The 19677-nt window shown below is 66.4% G+C and carries 20 protein-coding genes and 1 tRNA gene; 7 read left to right on the top strand and 14 right to left on the bottom strand.

Going from position 1 to position 19677, the window contains the following annotated elements; all coding sequences use genetic code 11:
* Positions 1-11: 11 nt before the first annotated feature.
* Complete coding sequence (locus OKW87_RS07095; protein WP_265543426.1) at positions 12-1460, bottom strand: DEAD/DEAH box helicase; 1449 nt, start codon at positions 1458-1460, stop codon at positions 12-14.
* A gap of 90 nt (positions 1461-1550) precedes the next feature.
* Positions 1551-2006 (bottom strand): hypothetical protein, encoded by a 456-nt coding sequence (locus OKW87_RS07090; RefSeq protein ID WP_265543425.1) that lies wholly within the window; start codon positions 2004-2006, stop codon positions 1551-1553.
* Between the two features lie 69 nt (positions 2007-2075).
* Between OKW87_RS07090 and OKW87_RS07085 the strand changes: the two genes are divergently transcribed.
* Both OKW87_RS07085 and OKW87_RS07080 read left to right on the top strand, forming a co-directional pair.
* The gene (locus tag OKW87_RS07085) at positions 2076-3524 is read left to right on the top strand and encodes an FAD-binding oxidoreductase (RefSeq protein WP_265543424.1); all 1449 of its coding nucleotides are present in this window, start codon (positions 2076-2078) and stop codon (positions 3522-3524) included.
* Between the two features lie 44 nt (positions 3525-3568).
* On the top strand, positions 3569-4348 hold the full coding sequence (locus OKW87_RS07080) for a SapC family protein (protein ID WP_265543423.1): 780 nt from the start codon (positions 3569-3571) through the stop codon (positions 4346-4348).
* 294 nt (positions 4349-4642) lie between these two features.
* On the opposite strand, the gene OKW87_RS07075 is transcribed toward OKW87_RS07080, so the two are convergent.
* Positions 4643-5488, bottom strand: coding sequence for an N-formylglutamate amidohydrolase (locus OKW87_RS07075; RefSeq protein ID WP_265543422.1), 846 nt, complete (start codon positions 5486-5488; stop codon positions 4643-4645).
* A 105-nt stretch (positions 5489-5593) separates the two neighbouring features.
* On the opposite strand from OKW87_RS07075, the gene cpdR reads away from it, so the two are divergent.
* The 3 genes from cpdR (at position 5594) to OKW87_RS07060 (ending at position 7280) form a co-directional block, all read left to right on the top strand.
* On the top strand, positions 5594-5968 hold the full coding sequence (gene cpdR / locus OKW87_RS07070) for a cell cycle two-component system response regulator CpdR (RefSeq protein WP_265543421.1): 375 nt from the start codon (positions 5594-5596) through the stop codon (positions 5966-5968).
* A 59-nt stretch (positions 5969-6027) separates the two neighbouring features.
* Positions 6028-6102: transfer RNA gene (locus OKW87_RS07065), tRNA-Val, on the top strand.
* Positions 6103-6344: 242 nt separating this feature from the next.
* Positions 6345-7280 (top strand): class I SAM-dependent methyltransferase, encoded by a 936-nt coding sequence (locus OKW87_RS07060; RefSeq protein ID WP_265543420.1) that lies wholly within the window; start codon positions 6345-6347, stop codon positions 7278-7280.
* On the opposite strand, the gene OKW87_RS07055 is transcribed toward OKW87_RS07060, so the two are convergent.
* The 7 genes from OKW87_RS07055 to OKW87_RS07025 form a co-directional block, all read right to left on the bottom strand.
* The gene (locus OKW87_RS07055) at positions 7267-9012 is read right to left on the bottom strand and encodes a response regulator (RefSeq protein ID WP_265543419.1); all 1746 of its coding nucleotides are present in this window, start codon (positions 9010-9012) and stop codon (positions 7267-7269) included. The two genes, OKW87_RS07060 and OKW87_RS07055, sit on opposite strands and share 14 nt — an antisense overlap.
* Complete coding sequence (locus OKW87_RS07050) at positions 9009-9563, bottom strand: YfiR family protein (RefSeq protein WP_265543418.1); 555 nt, start codon at positions 9561-9563, stop codon at positions 9009-9011. The genes OKW87_RS07055 and OKW87_RS07050 overlap by 4 nt, the downstream gene beginning before the upstream one ends.
* On the bottom strand, positions 9563-11428 hold the full coding sequence (locus tag OKW87_RS07045; RefSeq protein WP_265543417.1) for a TonB-dependent receptor plug domain-containing protein: 1866 nt from the start codon (positions 11426-11428) through the stop codon (positions 9563-9565). The genes OKW87_RS07050 and OKW87_RS07045 overlap by 1 nt, the downstream gene beginning before the upstream one ends.
* Positions 11429-11511: 83 nt before the next feature.
* Positions 11512-12912, bottom strand: coding sequence for a dihydrolipoyl dehydrogenase (gene lpdA / locus OKW87_RS07040; protein ID WP_265543416.1), 1401 nt, complete (start codon positions 12910-12912; stop codon positions 11512-11514).
* A 42-nt stretch (positions 12913-12954) separates the two neighbouring features.
* A complete protein-coding gene (locus OKW87_RS07035; RefSeq protein WP_265543415.1) occupies positions 12955-13350 on the bottom strand; it encodes an acyl-CoA thioesterase in 396 nt (131 codons plus the stop codon).
* The gene (locus tag OKW87_RS07030; RefSeq protein WP_265543414.1) at positions 13343-13567 is read right to left on the bottom strand and encodes a hypothetical protein; all 225 of its coding nucleotides are present in this window, start codon (positions 13565-13567) and stop codon (positions 13343-13345) included. Before OKW87_RS07030 ends, OKW87_RS07035 begins: the two co-directional genes overlap by 8 nt.
* Positions 13568-13580: 13 nt before the next feature.
* Positions 13581-14903: a pyruvate dehydrogenase complex dihydrolipoamide acetyltransferase gene (locus OKW87_RS07025; RefSeq protein ID WP_265543413.1), complete on the bottom strand. Its 1323-nt coding sequence runs from the start codon at positions 14901-14903 to the stop codon at positions 13581-13583.
* Positions 14904-15047: 144 nt separating this feature from the next.
* Here OKW87_RS07025 and OKW87_RS07020 point away from each other — a divergent pair, with 144 nt between their 5' ends.
* Positions 15048-15503: a universal stress protein gene (locus OKW87_RS07020; protein WP_265543412.1), complete on the top strand. Its 456-nt coding sequence runs from the start codon at positions 15048-15050 to the stop codon at positions 15501-15503.
* A gap of 84 nt (positions 15504-15587) precedes the next feature.
* Here the strand turns inward: OKW87_RS07020 and OKW87_RS07015 are convergent, their stop codons facing one another.
* The 4 genes from OKW87_RS07015 to OKW87_RS07000 form a co-directional block, all read right to left on the bottom strand.
* Positions 15588-16505, bottom strand: a complete 918-nt coding sequence (locus OKW87_RS07015; protein WP_265543411.1) for an RcnB family protein — start codon at positions 16503-16505, stop codon at positions 15588-15590.
* Between the two features lie 104 nt (positions 16506-16609).
* Entirely contained in the window at positions 16610-17104 is a 495-nt protein-coding gene (locus OKW87_RS07010) for a GAF domain-containing protein (protein WP_265544033.1), read from the bottom strand.
* A gap of 145 nt (positions 17105-17249) precedes the next feature.
* Positions 17250-17657 carry an alternative ribosome rescue aminoacyl-tRNA hydrolase ArfB gene (gene arfB, locus OKW87_RS07005; protein WP_265543410.1) on the bottom strand — a complete coding sequence of 136 codons (408 nt, stop codon included), beginning with the start codon at positions 17655-17657 and terminating at the stop codon, positions 17250-17252.
* A 254-nt stretch (positions 17658-17911) separates the two neighbouring features.
* Positions 17912-18562 carry an RluA family pseudouridine synthase gene (locus tag OKW87_RS07000; RefSeq protein WP_265543409.1) on the bottom strand — a complete coding sequence of 217 codons (651 nt, stop codon included), beginning with the start codon at positions 18560-18562 and terminating at the stop codon, positions 17912-17914.
* A gap of 89 nt (positions 18563-18651) precedes the next feature.
* Between OKW87_RS07000 and OKW87_RS06995 the strand changes: the two genes are divergently transcribed.
* Positions 18652-19617, top strand: coding sequence for a hypothetical protein (locus OKW87_RS06995; RefSeq protein ID WP_265543408.1), 966 nt, complete (start codon positions 18652-18654; stop codon positions 19615-19617).
* The last annotated feature ends 60 nt before the right edge of the window (positions 19618-19677 follow it).

Raw genomic sequence — 19677 nt, 5'->3', positions numbered from 1 at the left:
GCGCGAACGCTTCAGGCGCCGAGCGTGAACTTCAGGAAATCGGGAACCGGGCCGTTCCAGCCGTCGTCCGGGCCATCCTCGCCGGAGCGGGGCTGGGGGCGGGGCCGCTCCTCGGCTTTCGGGCCGCGGCCGCCGCGGGCGCGACGCGGCGCTTCGCTGCGCTCCCGATCGCGCGGCGGTCCCTCCGCTTTGGGCGCGACAACCGGCTCGGGCTCCGGCGCACGCGCCGTCTCCGCCGGTGCGGCTGCGACAGGCTCGGCCTTGGCAGCGCGCGGCGAACGACCGCGTCCGCGCCCGCTCGGCGCCTTCTCGGTCTCGGCCCTGGCAGGCGCCGGATTGCCCGCCGGCGCGCCGACGCGCTCGATCTTCATCCCCGTGAGCTTCTCGATTTCCGAGATATTCTCGGCATCGTCCGGGGTCACCAGCGTATAGGCAACGCCCGTCGCGCCCGCGCGACCGGTGCGGCCGATGCGGTGGACATAATCGTCCGGATGCCAGGGGGCATCATAGTTGAAGACATGGCTCACGCCCTTGATGTCGAGCCCGCGCGCCGCGACGTCGGAGGCGACGAGGATGTTGACGTCGCCCTTCTTGAATCGCTCCAGCTCGGCGATTCGCTGCGGCTGCTCCATGTCGCCATGGATCTCGCCCGAGCGCAGGCCGAGGCCCTGCAGGCTCTTGTTGAGTTCGCGAACGGTGGTCTTGCGGTTGCAGAAGATGATCGCGTTGGTCACGTCCTCGGCGCGCAAAAGCTCGCGCAGGACCGAGCGCTTGGCGGTCTGCGACGCGACTGGCACGACCCACTGGCGGATGTTGACGTTCGCGGTCGCCGGGCGGGCGACCTGGATCTGCTTGGGATCGGTCAGGAACTTGTCGGCAAGCTTCTTGATCACCGGCGGCATGGTTGCCGAGAAGAGGAGGGTCTGGCGCTGCTTGGGCAGCTTGGTGCAGATTTCCTCGATGTCGGGGATGAAGCCCATGTCGAGCATGCGATCCGCCTCGTCGATGACGAGCAGGCTGCAACCGGTGAGCAGGATCTTGCCGCGGCCGTAAAGGTCCATCAGCCGGCCGGGGGTGGCGATGAGCACGTCGACGCCCTTTTCCAGCGCCTTGACCTGATCGCCCATCTGGACGCCGCCGATCAGCAACGCCATCGAGAGCTTGTGATTGACGCCATATTTGTCGAAATTCTCGGCGACCTGCGCGGCAAGCTCGCGCGTCGGCTCCAGGATCAGCGAGCGCGGCATCAGCGCGCGGGTGCGGCCTTCGCCGAGGATGTCGATCATCGGCAACACGAAGGCCGCGGTCTTGCCCGTCCCCGTCTGGGCGATGCCGATCAGATCCTTGCCCATCAGCACCGAAGGGATTGCCTGGCGCTGGATCGGGGTCGGCTCGGTATAGCCCGAGTCGGTCACCGCGCGCAAAAGTTCATCGGAAAGGCCGAGGTCGGCAAAGCTCATGCGAATGTCCGGATTATGGGCGTGTCCATCCACGCCCTAAAAGCCGTCACGCGCTTGCGGATTCTGGGCGCAATGTCAAGCTGAAGCGCGTCAGCGCGCCGCGGAGAGCGAGGTAAAGGCCTGTACGCCGCACGACCTGCCCGAGCGCGAGCGGATGGCGTCGCGCTTCGCGCAGATCTTCTTGTCCTTGGTCGCGCGGACATAGAAGCCGTTGTAGAAGCCCAGTGCCGGGCATTCCGCGCCGAGCTTCGCGCGCAGCAGCGTCCCGTCCTTCAGCACCAGATCGACGCTGTCGAAGCGATTGACGGTGAAGCCGGCGAGATTCTCCATCTTCACGCAGTCGTCGGCCTTCTTCTCGACGAGCGCGCGCGGACGCGGTGCGCGCATGATGATCGTCGTGCTGGTCACCGTCACGCGCGGGACATGCACGGTTACACGCTGCTGCATCAGCTTCACCGCGCCCTCCCAATCGGGCCGCTGGGGGGCGGGGGCCGGCGAGGCGAGCAACAGCAGCAGGCTGGAAGAGGCAAGCAGCGGATTGAGCATGTCGGCACGCTTCTAGGGCAAAGGTTTGAACGGTGGATGAACTGGGTATCGGCATGCTAACCCGCGGACATGACGCCTGCACAGTCCCAGCTCGTTCGAAGCGTGACGGAACGCTTCGGCCCCAAGGTAGCGATCACCGATCCGGAGGCGATCGCCCCCTGGCTGAGCGACTGGCGCGGCCGCTACCATGGCATAACGCCGGCATTGCTGTCGCCGGGATCGACCGAAGAAGTCGCCGCGATCGTCCAACTGGCGGCGGCCGCGTCGGTCCCCTTGGTCCCGCAAGGCGGCAATAGCGGCATGGTTGGAGGCGCGACGCCGCCGGCGGACGGATCGGCGCTGCTGGTTTCGCTTCGCCGGATGAACCGGATCCGCAGCCTGTCGCCCGCAGGTGGACTGGCGGTGGCCGAGGCCGGGGTGATCCTGGCGGACTTGCGCGAGGCGGCCGAAGCACAGGGTCGCCGCTTCCCGCTCGATTTGGGCGCCCGCGGCAGCGCAACGGTGGGCGGGCTGGTCTCGACCAATGCCGGGGGCACCCAGGTGCTGCGCTTCGGCACGATGCGCAGTCTGGTCGCCGGGGTAGAGGCGGTGTTGCCCGACGGTTCGATCCATGACGGCCTCTCCGCGCTGAAGAAGGACAATCGCGGCTACGACCTCGATCAGTTGCTGATCGGAGCAGAGGGCACCCTGGGTATCGTCACCGCCGCGACGCTGCGACTCGTGCCGGGCGCCACTGCGCGCGCCGTCGCGTGGGTCGGGCTCGATAGTCCCGCGAGCGCGCTGACCCTGCTCCGCCAGCTGGAAGCGCGGACCGATTCGATCGAGAGCTTCGAGATTTTGCCGGACGAGACCCTGGCGCTGGTGCTCGGGCACGTTCCCGGGCTGCGGCCGCCGCTCGGCAGCGCGCATCGCTGGCATGTGCTGATCGAGGCAGTCGTCACCGATGTGGAAGCGGAATCGCCGCTGATCCTGCTCGAACGGCTGCTCGCGCCGGCGCTGGAGGATGGGCTTGCCGGCGATGCCGTGATCGCGGCGAGCGAGGCGCAGGCCGAGAGCTTCTGGCGGATCCGCCACTCGATCTCGGAGGCCGAGCGCAGCGCAGGGCCTGCCGTCCAGCACGACATTTCGGTGCCGGTCGACGATATGCCGCGTTTCATGATCGAAGGCGGGGCGACCGCTGAGGCGCGCTTCCCGGGGACCCAGGCGGTCGCCTATGGCCATCTTGGCGACGGCAACGTCCATTTCCACGTCCGTGCGCCCGTCGGCGCGGATCGGGAGCGCTGGTATGCCGAGGATGGGCCAAGGATCACCCGTCTCGTCCACGATATGGTGGCGGCAGCGGGGGGCTCGATCTCGGCCGAGCATGGCATCGGCCAGATGAAGCGCGCCGAGCTCGAGCGGCTCGGTCCGCCGTCGCGCATCGCCGCGCTGCGGGCGATCAAGCGCGCGCTGGATCCGCAAGGCATCCTCAATCCGGGAAAGCTTGTGGCGCTTGCGCCTGAGCCTTCCAGGCCATAGACCCGCGCCCGATTTAAGGTTCCCCGCAGATCCAGGAGAGTAAGATGGCCAGCGCGCCACAGCAGTCGCTTCCGTTGTTCTACAACCAGCTCGAGCCGCTCTCGAGCCAGACCCATGCCGACTATCGCGTCCGGCCTTTGGACAAGGCTCCGTTCCTTGCCAAGCAGCATGCGGTGCCGGTTACCGTCGAGGAATTTCCGCTCGTTCAGCGCTTCATGCCGATCGTCTTCTCGGTGGGTGACGATCCCGTGCCTCTGGCGCTCATGGGGTTGAACGAAGGCGTGAACACCTTCTTCGATGACGAAGGCAAGATGGACGGCTCGGACTTCTACGTGCCCGCTTATATTCGCCGTTATCCCTATCTTCTGGCGCGGCTGCGTCCCGATAGCGACGAGCTTTCGCTATGCTTCGATCCCACGTCCGACACGATCGGCGCGTTCGAGGAAGGCGAGAAGCTGTTCGACAATGGCGAGCCGAGCGAGATGACGAAGAACATCCTGCAATTCAATGAGCAGTTCGAGCAGGCGGGCGCGCGCACTTCGATGTTCATGAAGGAGCTGATGGAGATGGGCCTGCTGATCGACGGCGAGGTCAGCATCCAGCCCGACGATACGCAGCAGCCCTTCGTCTATCGCGGATTCATGATGGTCGACGAGAACAAGCTCACCGAAATGCGCGGCGATCAGCTTCGCAAGATCGTGCAGAACGGCATGCTTCCGCTGATCTATGCGCATCTTTTCTCGCTGACGATGATGCGCGAGCTCTTCGCCCGTCAGATGCGCGCCGGAAAGATGCCTCAGCCGCAGCTCGTCAACCCGGCCTGATCGCCGCGCGGCGGGCGGCGCGATTGCCGGCGCGATTCCCGTGTCGCCTGCTCGCTGCGCCGCCCGGCGATGTCGGCGAATAATCGAGGCTTTCAAACGGCTTGTCGCTCTCGAAGCACGGTTTCTCGCAACCGCGCGAGAACCCTTGAAGTCTCCGCCCTTCCCCTTATATTCGATCTGTACGGCGTCGTGTTCTCCCCCTTTCGCGGCACCGTGCGACACGCTTTCGAGCGTGTCTCCTCCCTGAACCTTGGCCACCTCGTGGGAAACCACGAGGTGGTTTTTTTGTGGGGTTCACTCGGCGGCGATCGCGCCCGGGAGTGCCTCATCGCTGACGGCGTTGATGATCGCGCGGAGCAAGGCGGCGGAGGCGGGTAGGCCGGCGCCAGGCCCGTCCAGCGTCCCGTCGAGATAGAGCGTCCGGTCGAACTCGAGCTGCACCGCGTGGATGCCGCGCCTGGGGTCGCCGTGGCGCTCGAGGATGTGGCCGCCCGAATAGGGTGCATTGACTGCAGTGGAGACGCCATGTGCCCGCGCCACGCTTTCCACTCTGCCGACGAAGCGGGCTGCCGCCGACTTTCCGAACCGATCGCCCAGCACCAGGCGTGGCGCGCGTTCGGGCGATCCGAGCGGGGGCATCGAATGGATGTCGAGCAGCACTGCGACTCCGAAGCGCGCGTGCGCCGCTTCCAGCGCCGCGGCCAGGGCCATATGATAGGGACGATGATCGGCGAAGATCCGCAGCGCGACTTCGTCGGCGGACAGGCGTCGCTGCCAGATATCGCCTGAATTTCCCACGCGGCGTGGCACCAGTCCCAGCCCGCTGCGCAGCTTCGCGGATTGCGGCACGCCGATCGAGTTCGCGCCGTCGTCGAGCCGCGGGTCGCGCTCCTGCTCGCTGCGATTGAGATCGATCCATGCCCGCGCACGCCGGGCGACGAACATGGTCTCGGTGTCGCGCGCGTCGAGCGCCAGCGCATCGACATATCGGTCTTCGAGCCCCCGCAGCGCGACCAGCGGAACCCGCAGCGCCGCGCGCAGCTGCAGCGGATATTCGCGTCCGGCGTGCGGCACCGACAGGATGATCGGGCTCGGCGGCTCGGCGGATCCGTGACGGTCGAAGGAAAGCGCTGGAATCACCCTTTCCTGACTAGGGACAGCGCCCTGGGGCGGCAATCATGTTCGCGCTGGAAAGTCTTAAGGGCTTGGCGCTATGGTGCGAGCCTTCGATAGGTTGGGGTAGTGATGATCCGGATTTTGCTGGCCGAGGACGACCGCGTGATGCGCGAATACCTCACCCGCGCCTTGGAACGCTCAGGCTATGCGGTCAGCGCCGTCGATCGCGGCACCGAAGCGATCCCCTTGCTCGAGACCGAGCGGTTCGACCTATTGCTCACCGATATCGTCATGCCGGAGATGGACGGGATCGAGCTGGCCCAGCGTGCCGGCGACATCGCCCCCGACATGCGGGTGATGTTCATCACCGGCTTCGCGGCGGTGACGCTGAAGGCCGGCAAGCAGGTCCCGCAGGCGCGAATCCTGTCCAAGCCATTCCATTTGCGCGACCTTGTGCTGGAAGTGGATCGGCTGTTCCAGGCGGAGAATGTCAGCTTGATCTGATTTCGGGCACGGGGCGCTTGCACAGTGCGAATAGCCCCGCTAAAGCCCGCCCTCCTTGGGGGCGTGTAGCTCAGTGGTAGAGCACTGTGTTGACATCGCAGGGGTCGCAAGTTCAATCCTTGCCACGCCCACCATTTTCTCGGCTGACACCAGCGAGATGGACGAGCCCGGCCGTTGCACGGTCGGGCTCGAACCCACTTTCCAGGAAGCTCGAAATCCTTGGTCTGTCGGGCGCCGGCGACGATCCGTATATCTGAACCTCGCTTTGGGCATCGCGCAGGCCGGTGCGCGCTCCGCGGGGCAGATCCCTCGGTCGGCGAGGTCCAGGCCGGGTTCAAGCCTTGCTACGCTCGCCTTTTTGATGCCCTAGGTCTCCATGGACGACACCGATAACGCCTTATTGTGCTTGAGCCAGGCGCTGCGGAGCCGCGGCTACGGCTTCGTCACGCCTACTCCGGCAACGCATGGCCGGGTGGTCGCCCGGCCGGGGCGCAAGCGGGCGCGGGTGCTGACGGACGTGCTGGGGTGGAGCCTGCCCTTCGAAGCGTCGCTGCTCGATCCGGAGATCCTCACCTTGCTCGATCGCGCAAACGGGCTGGAACGCATGGACGGTGCCTTGCTGCGCAGCAGATATCGCATCTCGTCGCTCAAGGATGGGCTGTACATCCATTCGGCCTATCCGACCGAAGACGAGGATGCGGTCTTCTTCGGTCCCGACAGCTATCGGTTTGCAGATCTGATCGAAGCGGAACTGACCCGATTGCCCCCGCGCCCGGGCGCGGCGATCGTCGATATCGGCACAGGATCGGGAGTCGGCGCGATCGTGGCTGCGAAGCTTTGCCCGGATGCGACGGTGGCGATGACCGACGTCAATCCCCAGGCGTTGCGACTGGCCGCGATCAATGCCCGCGCGGCGGGCGTCACGGCCCGTGGCGTTCAGGGTGACGATCTGCGCGGCATCGACGGGGCGATCGACGTCGCGCTCGCCAACCCGCCTTACATCATGGACGAATCGGACCGCACCTATCGCGCCGGGGGGGGCATGCACGGCGGCCAGGTTTCGTTCGACATGACGCGGATTGCAGCCGAACGTCTGGCTCCGGGCGGGCGCGTGATCCTCTACACCGGCAGCGCTATCGTTGACGGCGGGGACGGCCTGAAGGCTGCGCTGCAGCGCTTTGCCGCGCAGGGGGGCCTGGCGCTGGCCTATCGCGAACTCGATCCCGACGTCTTCGGCGAGGAATTGGAACTACCCGCTTACGCCGATGTCGAGCGGATCGCCGTCGTCGCCGCAATCCTTACGAAACCCTAGGCTGGCCCGAACTGCGCAGGGTCTCGTCGAGGATCGTCGCCAGCGTCTCCAGCCGATAGGGCTTGAGCAGGACCGGCCGTCCGCCGGCGCCCGAACGCGCGATTTCGTCGCTATAGCCGGTGGTGAGTACGATCGGCAGCCGCGGGTGCAGCTTGGTCAGCGCGGCGGCCAGCTCCAGACCGCTCATTGCCGGCATCACCACATCGGTCAGTACGAGATCGAAGCGGGCGACCTTGGCCAGTTCGAGGGCTTCTTCGCCGGAATGCGCACGGACAACGCGGTGGCCAAGCTCGCGCAGCAGCGCCTCGGCGAACTCGCCCACTTCCTCATTGTCTTCGACGAGCAGCACGGCGCCGGTCATGCGATCGGGTGAATCGGTGGGCGCGACGTCCTCTGCGACGACTTCGCGGCCGCTGCACGGCAGCAGGATGGTCACCTGCGTGCCTTCGCCGGGGCTGCTTTCGATTCGCAGATCGCCGCCCGATTGCGTCGCGAAACCATAGACCTGGCTCAACCCCAGCCCGGTGCCCTTGCCAGCGCCCTTGGTGGTGAAAAAGGGCTCCATTGCTCGCTCGATCGTCTCGGCGTCCATCCCGGTGCCCTGATCCGAGATACACAATGCGATCATCGCGCCGTCCTCCTCCTCCAGGCGAGCGGTGCCGATGTGCAGCTTGCCGCCGTCGGGCATCGCGTCGCGGCCGTTGACGGCAATGTTGAGCACCGCGGAGACGAGCTGTGCGCGATCCGCCTCGACGGTGCAGGAGCCTTCTGCCAGATCGATTTCGATCTGCACGCGCTCGCCCAGCGCGCGATCGAGCAGCTCGATCATGCCGGTGATCATCGCATTGACGTCTATCACTTCGGGTTGGAGCGGTTGACGCCGGGCGAAAGCGAGCAATTGTCCGGTCAGCGCAGCGGCGCGGGCGGCGGCTTGGACGATCGCGTCGGCGTAGCGGTGGCGGCGATCCTCGGGCAGATCGGGCCGCAGCAGCATGTCCGCCGAGCCCTGGATGACGGTCAGCAGATTGTTGAAATCATGCGCGATGCCGCCGGTCAGCTGGCCGAGCGCCTGCATCTTCTGCGCCTGGCGAAGCTGTTCCTCGGCCTTGGTCCGCTCGGCGATCTGGTGGGTGAGCTCGGCGTTGCTCTCGGCCAGCGCAGCGGCACGCGCCTCGAGCTCGCGATTGACGCGGGTGAGCGCCGCCTGGGCCAGGCCGAGCACCGCAGCGGTTACGGCCGCCATGATCACCAGTAAGCCGATCAGAAGGTAGCGGCGAAGTCGCGTCGAGAGCGGTTGGGAATCGACGGTGATAAAGGCGGTGCCGATCCGCTCGCCGCCGCGGGTAACCGGCACGGTGGCGGCAATCGCTTCGCGGTCGCGGGCGAGCGCCTGTTCCAGCCTGTCGTGGCTGATCTCGCCGTTGCGGGCATAGCCGGCCACCAATGCGCCGCTGCGATCGAAGATGCCGGCGCTGCGGATCTGGCGATTGACCTGCAATGCATCCACGGATTCGCGGGCGGCCGCCGCGTCGCCAAAATCAAGCGCGGCGACGGCACTCGCCGCCAATATCTCGGTCTGCGCCTGCGTCTCGCGCTGCTTTTGCGCGAGATAGGAGGATTCCCCCTGGACGATGACGACGATCCCGCCGAGCAGCAACAGTCCGACCAGGATGGCGGTGATCGCGATCGGGAAGCTGCGCCAGCGCCCGGTAATCTGTTCGATGCTGATCATGGCGTGCGCTGCTTTACGTCTATCGCCAGAGCGAGGAGCCGGGAACTGATCAAGATGCCGCGCGACGCGGCGGCGGCATCGTCGATATGAAAGCGCACGCGCCCCGCGGCCATCACGAAGTGGATCATGCCGCGCGCCGCGCCCTGCCGCGCGTCGGTGATGGTCAGGGTCGACTGCCGTCGCAGAGTCGACAGCATCTGCGCCGATTGCGCGTCATTCTCGCCCGCTACGAAGGCGACATGGCAGCCGGCCACCGCGGGCACGTTGGCTGTCGCAAAGCGCCGCACTGCCACGTTGCGGCCGTCGATCGTTTCGCTGCTCGCGGCGCGATCGACCAGTGCGCCGTACGGATCGCGCCCGATCACGCAGAGATAATAAGGCTGGCCGGTCGCCGGCTGCACATTTGCCGGCAATTCGATGTAGCGGACAAATTTGGGAAGGAATGCTGCCTTCACCGCGGCCTCGCTTGCCTGGGCACGGGCCGTTCCCCCCGAGAGCAGAAGCAGCGCTGCAGAGAGGATGGGCAGGAGGGTCGGATGCGTCAGCGACATCAAAATCGCAGCCGCGTGCCGACGCTGATGCTGCGCTCGATCGGCTGGGTCCGCCCGCTATCGTTGCTTTCGAGATGCGTGGCGTGGAGCAGATTGTCGCCTGCGACATAGAGTTCAATGCCCGGCGCGAACATCCAGCCGATCCGCGCATCGGCCTCGACATAGCCGTCTATGTCCGGATTCTCGATCGCATCGACCGCGCGGATGCCGGCGTCGAGGGTCAGTCCCTGCGGCAATGTGATCTGCGAGCGAAGCGACAATTGATAGCCGGGATCGCGACCGAGGGAGGTCGCGCCGCCGATATCGACGCCGCCGTCGCGGACCTCGAAATTGCGCTTCACGAAGGTCGCGCCGCCCGTCACGCGCCACCAGGGCAGGATCTGCTGCGTCACCCATCCCTCGATGCCATATTGCTGGCCGCCAAGGTCGTTGTTGAGCTGCGCCGGCCAGGGCGCGCCGAGAAAGCGCACGCTGCGCAGGTCGTAATAATGGTGGTAATAGACGGTCGCCGCCAGCGACGTGGCCGGCGACGGCTGGCCGCGATAGCCTGCTTCGAACGCGATCAGCTTCTCCGATGCAAAATCGGGGGCGCCGGCGAGGAATCCGGGGGCGGTCAGGTCGCGATCGATCCGCGACGGCGTGCGCACCGCGCGCGATACGGAGGTCCAAAGCAGCGCCTGATCGCCCGCCTGCCATGCGAGCCGCAAATTGGGCAGCACCTGCAGGCCGGAAAAGGTCGATGCCTCGACCTTGACGCCCGCGATCACCGAAAGGCGGGCCGTGAGCGCGAAGCGATCCTGGATGAAGCCATTGCCGATCCACAGCCGCTCCTTCCGCGGATCGAGCTGGAAGATATTCAACGGGTTGAAGAATTCGTCCCGCGTGGTGCGGATGCCGAGGCCGCCGACCAGATCGTGCGCCCCCGAGCGGAGATTATATTGGGTTTCGAGATCGACCGTCTCCACGCGATCGGCGGTCGATGCGGCGCGCCGCTCCGAATAGTCGTAATAAGCCTGAACCTGAAGCGACGAAGCCTCGCCGAGCGTTCGATTCCAGCGTGCGAGCAGATTATGGCCGCGATTGCCGTCCCCCGGTAGCACGAAGGCGTCGGCATCGAAGACGTCGCCCTGCACCGTCAGGTGACCCGACTCGGCGGCCATGTCGGCGCGGAAGCCCGCCTGCCAACCGCGGATCGCGTCATCATTGTTGGGGCCGAAACCGGGGGGCATGTCCTTCCGGTCGTAATAATTGCCGTAGACGCGCACCTTGGTCGAATCGCCGAGCGCGAAGCCGTAGCGCGCGCCCGCAGTCCGCTCGTTGGCGGAAGCGGTGCCGCGCAGCAGCGCGCCCTGCGTGTCGGCCGCGCTCTTCGACATTATGTTGATCACGCCGTTGACGGCGTTCGGGCCGTACAGCGTCCCGCCCGGGCCGCTGATCACTTCGATCTGTTGCAGATCCTCGAGCAGGGGTGAATGGAGATCCCAGTTCACCCCGGAGTGCAGCGTCGAATAGACGCTGCGCCCGTCGATCAGCACCAGCAGCTTGTTCGAGGTCTCGTAGCCGGCAAAGCCGCGGGCGCTGACGGTGTGCTGGGTGCCGTTGATCCGCTCGACATGAAGATTGGGCGCGAGGCGCAGCACCTCGGGAAGCGACGTGCCATTGGCGCGGGCGATATCGGCATCGGTGATGACGTAGAGCGAGGTCGGCGCCCGGCTAAGCGGCTCCTCGCGCTTCGACGCGGAACTGACCGGCAGTTGCGCCAGCTCCTCGATCGAAAGGCTGGAAAGGTCCTGGGGATCGTTCTCGGTCGCGGTCGCCGGGATCGGGGCGACCAGAAGAAGCGATACCCACCATGGGCGTTGCATAGGATCCGACACTCATTCTGCACGCCCCCCGGCTGCCGGCCTTGTTGAGCCAGACGCGCCGGGGGTCAAGTCGCGCGACTTTCTTAGATGTGCAGTGCGCGCCCATAGGCGGCGAGGACGCTTTCGTGCATCGTCTCGCTGATCGTCGGATGCGGGAATACCGTCTCCATCAGCTCGGCCTCGGTGGTCTCGAGCGTCTTGCCGACGGTGTAGCCCTGGATCAATTCGGTAACCTCGGCGCCGATCATGTGCGCGCCGAGCAGTTCGCCGGTCTTGGCGTCGAACACGGTCTTCACGAAACCTTCGGCCTCACCCAGCGCGATCGCCTTGCCGTTGCCGATGAAGGGGAAGTTGCCGACCTTCACGTCATAGCCCGCCTCTTTGGCTTTGGCCTCGGTAAGCCCGACGCTGGCGATCTGGGGGTGGCAATAGGTGCAGCCGGGGATGTTGAGCGGGTCCATCGCATGCGGATGCTTGCCGGCGATCGCTTCCGCCGCGATCACCCCCTCATGGCTCGCCTTGTGCGCGAGCCAGGGCGGGGCGGTGATGTCGCCGATGGCGTAGAGGCCGTCGATGTTGGTCTTGCAGGCGGCGTCGGTCTTGAGAAAGCCGCGATCGTCCATCGCGACGCCGAGCTCCTTGAGCCCGAGATCTTCGGTGTTGGGAACGATGCCGATCGCGACGATGACATGGCTGAACTCGCTTGGCGTGCTCTTGCCGTCCTTCGTGACGATCGTTGCCTGCACGCCGCTGCCCGACGCCTCGATCTTCTCGATTTTCGCGCTGGTGAGGATGTTCATCCCCTGCTTCTTGAGCGCCTTCTCGAGGTGCGCGGAGATGTCCTTGTCTTCGACCGGGACGATCCGGTCGAGCATCTCGACCACGGTAACGTCGCTCCCCATATCATTGTAGAAGCTGGCGAACTCGATCCCGATCGCGCCCGATCCGATGACCAGCAGCCTGGTCGGCATTTCGGGCGGCGTCATGGCGTGGCGATAGGTCCAGACGCGCTTGCCGTCGGCAGGAAGATTGGGAAGGTCGCGGGCGCGGGCGCCGGTCGCGACGATGATGTTCTTCGCTTGCAGATCGGTGGTCTTGCCGTCGGCGGCGGTGACGGTCAGCTTGCCTTTGCCGGTCAGCTTGCCGCTGCCCATGTGGACCGCGATCTTGTTCTTCTTCATCAGGTGCGTGACGCCCTGGTTGAGTTGCTTGGCGACGCCGCGCGAGCGCTTGACCACGGCTTCCAGGTCCGCGGTGATATTGTCCGCGGCGAGGCCATAGTCCTTGGCGTGCTGCATATAGTGGAAGATCTCGGCCGAGCGCAGCAGTGCCTTGGTGGGGATGCAGCCCCAGTTGAGGCAGATGCCGCCGAGCAACTCGCGCTCGACGATCGCGGTCTTGAGCCCGAGCTGGCTCGCGCGGATCGCGGCGACATAGCCGCCGGGCCCCGAGCCGAGGACGATGAGGTCGTAGGATTCAGCCATGTTGCCTTAGCCTTATATGGTCGTGAGCCGAGATAGGATGTCTCAGGCGGTTGCAGGAGGGGAATCGACGGCGCGCGGCTTGCGCGCCTCGTCGATCGCCACGAACACGAACTGCGCCTGGGTCACCAGGCAGCTTTCCTCGGCATGGCGGGCCCGGCGCCAGGCGGCGACGTCGATCGTCATCGAGGTGCGGCCGACCTTCACCAGATCGGCATAGACCGACACTTCGTCGCCGACCGCGACGGGGGCGTGGAACTTCATCCCCTCGACCGCGATCGTCACCGCGCGGCCGTGCGAGAAGCGCGAGGCGACGAGCCCTGCGGCCATGTCCATCTGGCTCATCAGCCAGCCGCCGAAAATGTCGCCATAGGGGTTCGCGTCGGCGGGCATCGTGGTGACGCGGATCGCCGGCTGCCCCGTGGGCAGTTGCTCAGCCATGGGTAAGGTTATTCCTCTTGCGGAGTTTCTCGCGGTCGAGCGCATAGGCACGGCGCAGCGGGCCGATGCCCATCAGCACCACGGCCGCCATCGCGATATAGGCCACCAGCCAGATGTCGGACCGGGCGAGCGGATAGGACCAGGCGGCGCACCAGGCGATCAGCATCGCGACGGCAAGTCCCACCGCGATGTGGATCACTTCGATGAGGACTCGCACTTGGCCGGCGCCCTTACGCGATCATGCCCATCGGCGATTCGACCAGTTCCTTGAACAGCTTCATCAGGGCCGCGCCGTCCGCCCCGTCGATCGCGCGGTGATCGAAGCTGCCGGTCGCCGACATCACCGTCGCCACCGCGAGCGCATCGTCGACGATATAAGGCCGCTTCTCGCCCGCGCCGACCGCCAGGATCATCGCCTGGGGGGGATTGATCACCGCGTCGAACGCCTTGATCCCGAACATCCCCATGTTGGAGATGCTGGCGGTGCCGCCCAGATACTGCTCGGGCTTGAGCTTGTTGTCCTTCGCCAGCGCGGCGAGTTCCTTCATCTCGACCGAGATCGCCGAGACGCTCTTGTTCGCGGCGTCGCGGATGATCGGGGTGATCAGCCCGGTGGGGGTCGATACCGCGACCGAGACGTCGGCGCGGCTATATTTGATGAGGGTGTCGCCGGTGTAGGTGACGTTGCACTTGGGGCTCTGGACCAGCGCGACGCCCAATGCCTTGATCAGCAGATCGTTGACCGAAAGCTTCACGCCGCGGCCCTCGAGCGCCTTGTTGAGCTCGCCGCGCAGCTTGAGCATCGCATCGAGGCGGATGTCGACGGTGAGATAGATATGCGGGATCGTCTGCTTCGACTCGGTGAGGCGGCGCGCGATCGTCTTGCGGATGTTGGAGAGCTTTTCGACCTCGTGCGGGATCGTTTCGTCGAACCAGACCGCCTTGTGCTCGGCAGGCGCGGCGGGGGCGGGGGGCGTGGCGGGAGCTGCAGCTGCGGCAGTTGCTGCGGGTGCGGGCGCAGGGGTGCCGGCCTTGGCGCCTTCGAGATCCGCCTTGACGATGCGGCCGTTGGGGCCCGAGCCGGTGAGAGTCGCGAGATCGACGCCCTTTTCGGCGGCAATGCGCTTGGCGAGGGGGCTGGCCTTGACGCGCTCTTCCCCTCTCCCGTTGGGAGAGGGGGGAGCCGCTTTAGCGGCGACGGGTGAGGGCGAGGGCGATGAAGTGGCGGTCTTTTCCGGCTCACCCTCACCCCGCGGCGCTTGCGCGCCTTGCCCTTCTCCCAACGGGAGAGGGGAAGAAGCGGTCTCGCCATCCTCGCCGGCCATCACCGCGATGACCGTACCCACCTTCACATTGTCGGTGCCTTCGGGAACCATGATCTTGCCGACCACGCCTTCGTCGACGGCTTCGAATTCCATCGTCGCCTTGTCGGTCTCGATTTCGGCGAGCAGGTCGCCCGATTTGACGGTGTCGCCTTCCTTGACGAGCCACTTGGCAAGCGTGCCCTCCTCCATCGTGGGGGACAGCGCCGGCATTTTAATTTCGATCGACATGGGGGTTCCCGTCGTTGGTCCTGGATTAGGCCTTCGTCTCTTTGCCGCGAGCTTCCCTAGGGTCAACCCCTTGGGCTTGCGTCGAACGCAATCGCGCGGCACCTGATGCATTCAAACGCTTCGAGCGGGGGGGGGGAGGGCAGCATGCGCACCTATCTGGTGGTGATCGACGAGACACCCGAAGCGGAGATCGCGCTGCGCTTCGCTGCGCGGCGCGCAGTGAAGACCGGCGGCAATGTCGAGATACTCGCGCTGATCCCGACCCCCGAATTCGTCCAGTGGGGCGGCGTGATGGCGACGATCGAGGAAGAAGCGCATCAGCGCGCCGAGGCGCTGGTGACGCGCGCGGCGGGGACCTTGTTCACCGAATCAGGGCTGAAGCCGTCGATCACGGTGCGCGAGGGCGACGGCGCGAAGGTGGTGCGCGAGATGATCGGCGCCAATGGCGACATTGCCGCTCTGGTGCTGGGCGCGGCGGCAAGCGGCCCGCCGGGCAAGCTGGTCACGCACTTCACCGGGGCGGATGCGGGAACGATGAGCGTGCCGGTGATGATCGTGCCGGGATCGCTCGACGTCGAGGCGATCGATCGGCTAAGCTGAGGGGGCTCACCCGGGACCCACATTATCCACTAGCCGTCATCCCGGCGGAAGCCGGGATGACGGTTTAAGGGAGGTGTCGGTGCCTCAGCGGCAGACGCACACGCAGCACTTGGGCTTCGGCTTGGGCTTCGGCCGCCACTTGCGGGCCGGGGCGCGGCGGACCGTGCGGGGCGCGGTGCGGACGTGGGTGGTGACGACTTCCTCGATAATCTCTTCGGTCACGACCGTCGTGGTGACGACCGGGGCCGGGTTGATGATCACCGTGGTGGTCGTCGCGCCGCCGCCATAGGCATAGCCGCCGCCGCTGTAATAGCTGCTGCTCTGCTGCGCGCTGCCGCCGTAGAAGGTGCCGCCCTGATACGCGCCGCCCTGATAGGTGACCTGGCACGACTGAACGCAAGGCTGCGGATAGTGCACCGCCGGCGGCGGGGGCGGAGGATAGCCGCCGGGATGCGGCGCGGGGATCGGCGCGTCATAGCCGCGCGGCCGATCGTCATAATAGCGATCGGGGTCGACCGGCTGGATGTGCGGCTGGCGATAGCCGGCGCCGACGTCCGAATAGTCTTCGGAGTAGGAATAGCTGCTGGAAGCGCCGCCGCCCCAGCCGATGCCGCCGACCGTATCCCAGACCTGCCCGCGATCGTCGGCCAGGACCGCGTCGTCATAATAGCGGACCCAGTAATAGCCGCGCGGCGGGGCGCCCAGGCCGAAGCTGTGATAGTCGTTGATCCGGAAGTTCGCGCCGCGCCAATATTGGGGCAGCGAATGGCCGCGGTTCAGCCGGCGATAGGCGTTCCAGCCGCCAGGCGCGCGATTGCCGCCGTCCCAGCGACCGTTGGTGACCGGTCCCCAGCGATTGCCATTGGTGAGCATCACGCGCGGGGCGTTGCGCTGGGGCATCACGACCCAGCGGCCATCCTGCCAGACGCGTTGGGCGGTGGCAGGAGTCGCGCATGCGAGCCCCGCCAGCACTGCTGCCGCCATCCAGATCTTGCGCACCACTGTTCACTCCTCGAAAACGCCCGCCCGGCTCGATTAACGGACCAGTAACGATTTTTGCGCTGTCCCGAAATCGGAAGTGATGCTTAACGCCGTCCCGATCCGGGTCAGCGCAGGGGTGGCGTTAATCTGGGGGCGAGAATCCGCATCAATGCCTCGCATCCGGCGGCGTCGCCGGCATCGAAGCGGGCGGGGGTGGGCGAATCGAGATCGAGCACGCCGAGCAATTCGCCCTGGTGGACGATCGGCACCACCAGCTCGGAGCGGCTGGCCGCATCGCAGGCGATATGGCCGGGGAAGGCGTGGACGTCCTCCACCAGCTGCGTCTCGCGCGTCGCCGCGGCGGCGCCGCAGACGCCCTTGCCGAACGGGATGCGGATGCAGGCGGCCTTGCCCTGGAAGGGGCCGAGGACGAGCTCGTCGCCCAGGTTGCGATAGAAGCCGCACCAGTTGAGATCGGGGAGATGCTGGCCGATCAATGCCGAGACATTGGCCATGTTGGCGATGGCGTCGGGCTCGTCGGCGGTGAGCGAATCGAGCGCGGCGGCGAGATCGCGGTAGAGCTCGGCCTTGGAGGCGGCGGTGACGGTGAAGGTGTACATGCTGTCCATATAGCTATCCTCCCCGGCACGGGGAGGGGGACCGCGTACGAAGTGCGTGGTGGAGGAGGCGGGCCGCAGGCGGGTCGCTCGTGGAGAGCCCCCTCCGTCAGCGCTTTGCGCTGCCACCTCCCCGTGCCGGGGAGGATCAGTCGACGCTGACCTTCCCCCGGCCCGCCTTGATCGTGCTGCGCCCTTTCTTCTCGTCCACCCGCCGCGCCTTGGCCCCCTTGCTCGGCTTGGTCTTCACCCGCCGCGCCTGGCGCTCCAGCGCCTTGTCGATCAGCTCGGCGACCCGCTCGCGCGCGTCGGTGCGGTTTGCGTCCTGGGTGCGGAATTTTCGCGCGGTGATGACCAGCTCGCCGCCATTGGTCAGCTTGGTGCCGGCCAGCGTCTTGAGCTGCTGATAGGCATAAGGCGGCAGCCCCAGGCGGAAAACGTCGATCCGTAGCTGGACCGCGGTCGCGACCTTGTTGACATTCTGACCACCGGGACCCGAGGCGGCGAGGAATTTTTCCTCGACGATCGCGTCGTCCGGAAAGGGGTCCGTACTCACTGCCCGCAATGGCCGTGATCGTCCGGAGACGGGCGTTGGCAAGGAAGGTCACGCGGCGCGGGCTGGTGGCCCGTGCAAGTGAGCTGACGCAGTCCAGCGCTCGTCTCCGGACGACCGCGAAGCGGCGGGCCAATTTTGGCGCTGGGCGGCGTCATTCGTCGGTCTCGATGGCACCGCATCGCTCCCTCCTCATTCCTTGCCCAGCGCCAAAATTGGCTCCGTCCCGGCCATTGCGGGCAGTGAGTACGGACCCCCTAGCCACGCCCGAAGCCGATATTGCCGAAGCGCACCGGCAGCGGTGCTTCGGCGCGGATGTCGGGCTTGCCTTCGCGCGGGATGGTGAGTTCGGCGCCGTGGAGCATCACCGCCGGGCCGCCCTTGCCATAGACGGGATCGCCGACGATCGGGATGCCGAGCCCCTCGGCGGCGTGGACGCGGATCTGGTGGGTGCGGCCGGTCTCGGGGAAGAAGGCCAGCATCGCGCGGCCCTTGATGCGCTCGATCACCTGCCAGCGCGTGCGCGCGGGCTTGCCCTCGGGATCGCCGATCATCCGCCAGCCCTCTTCCTCGGTCGAGACCTTGATCAGCGGCAGGTCGATCATGCCCTCGTCGGCCTCGGGCTCGCCGTCGAGGATCGCGAGATAGCGCTTGGTGACGAGGCCCGCTTCGAACGCCTGGCCGAAGCGCTTGTGCGCCTTGGGATTGCGCGCGAGCAACAGGCAGCCGCTGGTGTCGCGATCGAGCCGGTGGACGGGCAAAGGGAGGCGCTGGAAGCCGAAGGTCAGCTCGCCGAGCATGTCCTCAAGGGCTTGCGAGCGATCGCGCGGGCGATCGACGGGGAGCCCGGCGGGCTTGTCGATCACCAGCGCTTCGCCGTCGAGGAAGAGGATGCGGTCTTTGAACATGGAGCCGCCTATAGGGCGCATGACATGCTTTGTAACTGGACAGCGAGCTAAGGGAATTTACCGTCAGGGCGGAAGAAGGGGGAAGCGGTGTGCGGGCGATCCTGGCAATCCTATTCGCCATATCCTGCCTCGTCGGTGCCGCGCAGGCCGCCGCGCAGGGCGGCACACAAGCGCCAGGCAATTGGCAGCCCGAGCCGACACCGAGCATTCCTGCCTATACCGGATCCGGCGCGAGTATCGGGCGGCAGTGCGCGACCGCCCTGCAGACGGCCAGCGCAACGCCGTTTCAGACGGCGCTGACCAAGGAGCGCATCGCCGGCACGACGATCGATCCCAAAGTGGCGCTGCTCGGCGCGACGTTCCGGATTAGCGCGAAGCCCTATCCATTCCTCGAGCAGGCGATCGTCGATCGCGGGCCGATCCTGACCGCGCGGCTCACCTGCCGGAGCGACCCGCAGGCCGCCCGGATCGCCCCGGCCGAGCTTCGGCGCGTGATCGGCCTGTTCGCGAAGGAAACCCCCCAGCGCGTCTCGATCTGCGTGCCGATGCGCAACGCGGCGATCGCGATCCTCCAGCGCGAGACGGTCGCGCTCAATGCCAAAGCGGGGAAGACCTTCACGCCCTTCGAAGTGAATCATTATCTCCGCCAGGCGGCCGGCGTGCAGGAGATGCTGGACGATCTGAAAGCGCTTTGCCCGGCGTCCGACATCGCCGCGATGCAGACGCGCGCCGGCCAAATCCGCTCGACGATGGAAAAGCTGCTCCCCGCCGTGCTTACCCATGTCGATTTCAACGGGCCTTTGCTCGCCGTGGTGAAGAACGCCACGCTTGCCAGCGAAGCCGCGATGCGGCCCGGCCCGCCCGACACCGTGGGATGCGGCATCCTCACCGTGACCTATGACACGCTGCGCAGGGCGTCGGGATATGCGCTTGCTGCCTATCTGCAGTCGCCGCAAACCCCGCCGCGGCACAAGGCGGCGCTCAAGCTGGCGGATGCCTGCTGGCAGTCGCCCGAGGCCGTGCGTGCCGTTGCGAAGGACTTTCCGGCGCGCTGACGCCGAGTGCAACGCAAAGCGGCGGCCGGACCAGTGTCCGACCGCCGCCCTTCGAAACCG

The sequence above is a fragment of the Sphingomonas sp. M1-B02 genome, from assembly GCF_026167525.1.
Taxonomy (GTDB): domain Bacteria; phylum Pseudomonadota; class Alphaproteobacteria; order Sphingomonadales; family Sphingomonadaceae; genus Sphingomonas.
This window is presented reverse-complemented; position numbering and strand designations above follow the sequence as displayed.